The organism is Streptomyces tateyamensis (genome assembly GCF_003205575.1).
Lineage (GTDB): Bacteria > Actinomycetota > Actinomycetes > Streptomycetales > Streptomycetaceae > Kitasatospora > Kitasatospora tateyamensis.
Window position 1 is genome coordinate 1 of the sequence record NZ_PYBW01000096.1, and the last position, 6,629, is coordinate 6,629.

Annotated in this window: 4 protein-coding genes and 1 pseudogene; 2 read left to right on the plus strand and 3 right to left on the minus strand. The window is 73.3% G+C overall.

Going from position 1 to position 6,629, the window contains the following annotated elements; all coding sequences use genetic code 11:
- Positions 1–132 precede the first annotated feature (132 nt).
- Entirely contained in the window at positions 133–393 is a 261-nt protein-coding gene (locus tag C7C46_RS24310) for a hypothetical protein (RefSeq protein ID WP_110672045.1), read from the plus strand.
- 186 nt (positions 394–579) lie between these two features.
- Here C7C46_RS24310 and tpg read toward each other — a convergent pair whose 3' ends face one another.
- Both tpg and tap read right to left on the minus strand, forming a co-directional pair.
- A complete protein-coding gene (tpg, locus tag C7C46_RS24315) occupies positions 580–1,149 on the minus strand; it encodes a telomere-protecting terminal protein Tpg (protein WP_110672046.1) in 570 nt (189 codons plus the stop codon).
- A 104-nt stretch (positions 1,150–1,253) separates the two neighbouring features.
- Entirely contained in the window at positions 1,254–3,908 is a 2,655-nt protein-coding gene (gene tap / locus C7C46_RS24320; RefSeq protein WP_146259197.1) for a telomere-associated protein Tap, read from the minus strand.
- 504 nt (positions 3,909–4,412) lie between these two features.
- Between tap and C7C46_RS24325 the strand changes: the two genes are divergently transcribed.
- The gene (locus tag C7C46_RS24325; protein WP_146259198.1) at positions 4,413–4,733 is read left to right on the plus strand and encodes a hypothetical protein; all 321 of its coding nucleotides are present in this window, start codon (positions 4,413–4,415) and stop codon (positions 4,731–4,733) included.
- Between the two features lie 1,708 nt (positions 4,734–6,441).
- Here C7C46_RS24325 and C7C46_RS24340 read toward each other — a convergent pair.
- Positions 6,442–6,629, minus strand: a pseudogene (locus C7C46_RS24340) (LLM class F420-dependent oxidoreductase); the annotation flags it as partial.

Here is a 6,629-nt window from a genome sequence, read left to right on the forward strand (position 1 = left end):
CATTCCTTCTGAATGCATACACCTGCACGACCTGCCCGCCCGCCGGGCGAAGTGGCGCTGGGTGATCGGGACCGTGCTGGGCATGCCCCGCTACGCCTTCACCGTGCGCACCGGTACGAGGAAGGAATCGGCATGACCACCGCGCCGCCGCCAGCGGGCGCCACGCCGCCCGCACCAGCCTCTTCTCCCACCCCGCCGCCGGCCGGGCCGCCTGCGTTCCTCGGGCTGCGTACTGCCGTCATCCTGGTGGCCGCGACCGTCGTCGGCCTGGTCGCCGGCACGCTGACGTTCTTCAGTACGCGCTCGCCGGCCGGCGCGGTGCTGGCCGGCCTGACCGCCTTCGGCGCGTCCGTGCTGGGCCTGCACCAGCTGATCGCGCGGACCGCGGACTGAGCCGGAGAACCGTCATCTTCCCATCCCGGCGGGTGGACGAGCGGCCTGACCCCGGCCCTCCGGATTCCGAAAATTGTCCGTTCCTTTTCCCAGATTCATGCCATGCCCATTTCCATAAGAATTCCCGGCCACCTCTCAGGCGGTCGGGAATTTCTTTTCCGGCGACACGGGGACGCCGGGAGGGGATCAAAGCTCCAGGTCCATCCAGGAGATGTCGTTCAGCTCGACGTCGAGGCCGGCGGCGCGGCGTCCGTTGTCCTTGAAGTAGTGGTCGCGCAGCGCTTGGGCGAGCAGGGCTTCCTGCTGGGCCTGGCTGGCTCCGGTGTCGCGGGCCTCGTAGAGGCGTTTGGCGACGTCGCCGGGCATCTTGTGGGTGATCATCCGGGGGCGGGGGTCGTCGGTGCTGCCGCCGGCCGAGCTGAAGCCGAAGGTCGCGCTGATGTGGAGCATGAAGCCGGACTTCTCGGCCTGGCGGCGGACCCGGTTCTTCACTCGTGGCTGCCAGGCGGTGCGCACGGCCTGCTCGACCTTGGCCGCGTTGGCCCGGGTCATGGGGATGTCGCCGGTCAGCCGGCCTTCGGCGACGGCCTTGAGGGCGTGGGCCCAGCGCTGGGCGGTGCGCTGGGAGACGCCGGCGGCCTTGGCGAGCTTGGCGGTGTCCTCCTTGGCGACCTTCTCCCACAGGAAGCGGACCCGGGTGTTGAGGTGTACCGGGATGGGCTTGGTGCGCTCCAGGCCCTCGTCGATCTCCCCCACGGGGCATCAATCCCTTCCCGCCGTCCCGGCCGGGACGGCGTTGCTGGCGGTGTGCGTGTTCGGGCCCGGCGGCCCGCCGGTCGGGGGCCGGCGGACCGCTGGTGCTACTCGTCGTCGGAGACCGCTCCGCCGGTCTTGATGTGGCGGGCCGGGTTCGCGCCGTCGGCCAGCAGCTCCCGCACCTGCGGCATCGGCCTGGAGCCCTCGAACTTCACCAGGCCGGGAGAGACGCCCAGGCGCAGCGCGGTGGTCAGGGTGCCGTCGGGGCGGGTGAGGATGTCCAGGGCGCCGGGGCCCGGGGCGGCGAAGACCGCGCAGTCGGAGAGCACGGCGAAGCAGTGCAGGCCGGTCTCGGCCGCCATCTTGCGCAGCTTGCGGTGGAAGTTCACCGTGGCGGTGTCGATGACCAGCGCGCGCATCAGCGGGTCCCAGGTCGGGCGGTCCAGGGCCGGCCAGCGCTGGCCGATCTTGTAGCCGTGGCCGCGGGGGCGCTCGCGCAGCTTGCCGATCGTGCCCTTCGCGGTCTGCTTGATCGCGTGCAGGACCGCCAGCTCGGCCGCGTCGCCGCCCGTCTTGAGGCCGGCCATCGCGTCCAGGAAGGCCAGCGGGTCGCCATCGGCCAGGTCGGTCGGGACGCCGAGGGCGGCCATGGTGTCCAGGTACGCCTGCCGCAACCGCTTGTGCCAGGGGTCGAGGTAGGGGCCGTGCTCGTGGCGCAGCCAGGCCTCGATGGGCTGGACCTGGGCGCCGAGCTCGATGGCGTAGGCGACCTTCACCGTGGAGTACCAGGCCGGTCCGTTCGGCGCGGCGCCGTCCGCGGTGAACGGGTTGGGCAGCAGCGGGTCGGTGGCGACGTGGGACAGGTCGACCAGCCAGGAGCCCGGGATCCGCTTGTCGAAGGCCGGCTGCAACTCGTGGACCGGTGGCGAGAGCGGGAGCGTCAGGCGGCCGGCGGCGGCCAGGAACGCCATGTTGATGTCGAGTCCGACCGCGAACGGCGCCGCCAGCTCGGTCTCGGTCAGCGGCCGGCACCAGTCCCACGCCTCGGTGGCCAGCGCGCCGCCCGCCTGACGGTCCTGGGCGAGCGGGTGCATGTCCGGGACCTCCGGCGGTGCGGGGTCGAACGCGTCCTTGGGCCGGGAGCCCTCCACCGGCCCGGAGGTCCAGCCGTTCTCGGTGCGCTGCGCGCGGGTCGGCGGGCGCAGCGCGGTGACCAGCTCCAGGCCCGAGACGGCGGTGGAGCCGCGCGGGGTGAGGACCCGGGTGGCGTAGGTGCCCAGCAGGCGGGCCAGCTCGGGGGCGGCCAGGCCGTCCGGGATCTGCCAGCCGCCCGAGGCAAGGGCGCCCCAGCCGGGGATGCACAGCTGTACGCAGACCCGCTTGCCGCCCTCCGGCTCCTGGTAGACCCTCGCCCACGGGCCCAGGCCGCGCTGGGTGAGCTGCCAGCCGGCCTTCGTGAGGGCCTTCACTGCCTTGTGGGTCTTCGCCAGCTGTCCCAGGCGCGGCACGAACTGCGTCTTCTCGTCCTTGCCCATCGGCGGCAGGCCCAGCTCGGCCAGCACGGCGTCGGTCAGCACCACCAGGGCGTCGCTGTCCCGCCCGTGGCGGTGCAGCCGCGGCGAGCCCAGCTTCGCTTCCAGCGCCCACTCCACCACCGCGGCGAGCGTGCGCCCGGTGGGCGCGGTCGGCGCGGTCGGCGCCACGGTGCCGTCGGCCAGGTAGGCCACCAGCTGCCTGCCGTCCTCGGCGACGTCCAGCACCGCGAGCGGGCCGGCCGGGAACCGCGCGGCGGCCGCCGCCTCCCAGTCCGCCGGGCCCGCCTGCTCCGGCACCTTCTTCGCCGCCGCCCTGCGCGGCCGAGACGGCGCCGACCGCGACAACATGCGACGCGGCGCAGCCGCGGGAGCGGGTGCGGTCCGGGGCACCGCCACCGGGACGGTCTCGGCCCGGGCGACCGCGGCGGGCACCGACTGCTGCTCGGCAGACGGTGTCGCAGCGGGGGCCGCCGCTGGGGCGCTGCCCGGGCGGCAGAAGCCGCCCAGGTGCATCGGCAGGCCCTGGACCCGGTACGGCGACAGGTTGCCGCACTGCACGCACGCCAGGGCCGGGCCCATCACCAGCGACCCGTCCGGGTGCTGATCGAGCATCATCAGCTGAGGTACGACTGGGGTCGGGGCTGGCTGCTCGACCGTCGCAGCGGCCGGTTCCGGCAGCGCCGGCTGCGCCTGGGTCTGGGTGTGCGAGTCGGCGGTGATCGGCTCCCCCGCCGCCGTGCGGTCGGGCTCGACCAGCGGCTGGTCCTGTTGCGCTGCGCCGGACGCCGCGGGTGCCGCCGGGGCCGGGACGAGAGCGGCGGCGGGTTCGGCCGGAGCGGGCGCCGGGGACGCCGGGATATCCGCCGCCGGGGCAGGCGCGGTGGGCGCGGGGGTCGGCGCCGTCGGGGGCTCGCCGGTGGGGCCTGCGAGGCCGGCGGCCTGGGCGCGGCGCAGCCACTCGGTGGGCTCGACCGTGCCGTGCTGGAGTGCCAGTGTCGCGAGGAACCGGATGTACACCTCGCGCTTCGGCGGCCGCGGCTCCGTTGTCCCGGCTTCCCACCGCACGATCGTCTCCCGACGGGTCTTCAGCGCGGCAGCCAGCTCTTCCTGGGTGTACTCACCGACCTTGCGCAGCCGCTCCCTCTCCGCGGGCGCCGGCAAGTCATCCACCGGACGCGGCCGGGTGAGCAGCGCGTCGATCGACGCGAACAGGTCGTCAGTCACAGCCTTACCTCCACATCACACACCCTAGCGTGAAAGTCACTTTTGGATCGCACATTTCGGCACACATTCATCGGGTTGAGGCAGCGCGAGGCCGTGTGACGGAGCAGGACAGTCTGCGAGTGGAGCACCGTAGGTTGCGAGCCAGGTGCGATCGACGCCTGCAGGGCGTTGACCTGGAATTCTGGAGGTGGCCGCTCGGGCCGGTGCAGCCGGCTCGCAAGACAGGGCGCTCCACCCTCGCACACTGCGTTGCACCGCTGCGCTGTTGACCAGCAGGTCCTAAACGATCCCTCGCGAACCACGGTGATCCATCACAGCCGGTTCATGCCCGCACGTAGCGCGGCAGATCAGGACGCCGTCGGCGGCAAGGAGCCGGTCGGCGCAGCTACGCGGCATGGGTGGCGGCACAGGAGGGTCCCCCGGGCGGCTTCGGGAGGAGCCGAACAGCCGTCATGTGCCGTGCCGGTCCGGGAGGCTGAGGGGATGGCTCTCGGGATCCTCCGCATGTCTCCTCTCGCCGGGGAGACGACTTTCTCCTTCCTGCGCCGAATCGCTGCCCGCTACGGGATGGACGGTGCCGCCCTGCTCGCGCACTGGCAGTGGCACGGTCACCGGCCGCGGCACGAGGGCGGAGCGCGGCGGGCGGACGCCGAGGTGCTGCTCGACGGCGCCGGGCGCAGCCTGCTGGCGGGGCTGTGCGAGGTCGGCGAGGACGCGCTCCAGCGGGCGCTGCCAGCCTGGGGGCTGAGCGACGACAAGCTGACCGAGCCCGCGGCGGGCGGGGGCGAGCGGGCGGGGGCGAGCGGGCGGCGACGTGGCGGGTAGGCGGTGCGGTGGTGGGGCCGGTGGCGTTCGGATGCCGGCCGTGCGCGAACCGGGACGCCGGTACGGGCGGTGCGGTACGCGCAGCGGTGGGAGCGGATGTGTGTGCGGCACGGGCGGTGGCTGCTGGATGCGGACGCGGACCAGGAGTTGGAGTTCCTGGACGTACGTGGCCTGCCCGAACGTGCCTTGGCCCGGCGGCGGTGGAGGGTTGTGGCGCGGCGGGCGGTGCGGGCGGGGAAGGGGCCCGGGCAGGTGTTCGCGGTGGCGTGGGCGGTGGTGTGCCGGTGGTGGGACCAGGCGTTGGAGTGGGAGCAGGAGCGGGTGTGGCCGGCTCGTCTGCACGCGGTGGCGGGTGGGGACGCGGGTGGTGATTTCTGGCGGCGGTTGGGAGAGCGGGTCGGCGCCAGTGGCTGGGGGAGCTGGTGGCGGCGGATTGGGGCGGTCCGCCGATGGCGTGGCAGGGCGTGGTGGTACGCCGACGCCGGGGCGGGGCTGATGCGGCGCCGCCACTGCCGTTCCTGACTCTGAGAGCGTTGTGGTGAACCGTGCGGCGTTCGAGGTCTGCAGGTGGGGAGGGTGAGGGGGCGTACACCAGATCGAAGACCTGCCGGTAGGCCCCGGCCAGCACCTCCGCGCCCAGGCCCGGCTGCCATGCGGGCGGGCGCGGATCGTAACCCGTCCGCAGGACCGAAGGCACCGCGGGCGCTGCCGGCTCCGGCGCGCCGTCCCCCGCCTCGTGCGGCGGCTGCGGTGCCGTCACCGGCGCCAGCGCGCGAGTGGTGGGCGTCGCCGCAGTCGGCGGCTGCACGATGACGGCCTCAGCCTCCTCCGCCAGCGCACGCAGGACCTCCTTCCGGCCGATCCGCGCACACTCCAACCGCTCCTGATGGACAGCGACCTGCTCCTGGGCCTCGCGCAGCAGCTCCTTCCAGGCATCCAACTCCTCCCGGGCCCGCGCCTCACGACGCTCCAGCAACGCAATCACCGACGGCACGAACGACACCTCCACCACCGACCCGACCAACCGTCAGCTGACTGCCCTGAAGAAGCCATCCACACACCACCGAGCCAAGGAAACCGCAGCTCATCGAGCTACAGAGCGGTTCACCACAACGCTCTGAACGACCGGTGGTGCCGTCGTCTTCAACAATGGCGCACGCTGACTGATCACTGCCCGCTGCTGGGCCTGCGTCTGAACACTCCCCTCTGGAGCTTCGACTCCCCGGCGACGACGAGCTGGCTGACCTGGCCGACCTGGCAGCAGAGGGCATCCACGACCCGGACCGCATGCCCTTCCTCCTGCCGTGGACCGACCTTCCGCCGGCAGTCGGCCCGAGGGCCTTCAGTTGCTTGTCCGGGTCTGGAAATCAGAGGGGTCGGTGTTGGGGCGGGGGCGGGGAGATCCGAGCCGCACCACCGGGTGTAGCCGCTGTGCAGCTGGGCCTGCTCGGCGCGCATTCCCTCGGCTTTGCTGCACGCCTCGTTGAGGAAGCGGCCGACGTGGGCCTCGGTCTCGGCGTAGGCGGAGGTGGCCGTCTGGACGGCCTCCGGACGCCGCCCCGGGCAGGAACCGGCCAACGGTCCGCGCCCGCGTGCGCCGAACGGCGGCACGCCCGTACCGAACACCGCCTCTCAGCTGGCCTCTCACTGGCCGGTGGCTTGCCTCGGCCGGTCCGCGGGCCGGAGCGGCACTCGGTGACGGCGTGTCTCACCGGGCTGTGCGGAGCCAGGTCCGGGCGAGCTCGCCGACCCACGTCGTTGCCTCGTCGGCGGTCGGCGGGGGTGCGGCGACGACGACGAGTTCGGTGACGCCCGCCGCGGCGAGTTCGGCCAGGTGCTCCGGGGTGCCGTCGCGCGGCGCCACGGCGACCGTGAGGCCGTCGATGGCGCGGCCGT

What these genes read in the sequence shown, in the direction of transcription:
- C7C46_RS24325 (WP_146259198.1), top strand. Translation starts at nt 4,413, where the DNA reads ATGTCTCCTCTCGCCGGGGAGACGACTTTCTCCTTCCTGCGCCGAATC.
- C7C46_RS24310 (WP_110672045.1), top strand. Translation starts at nt 133, where the DNA reads ATGACCACCGCGCCGCCGCCAGCGGGCGCCACGCCGCCCGCACCAGCC.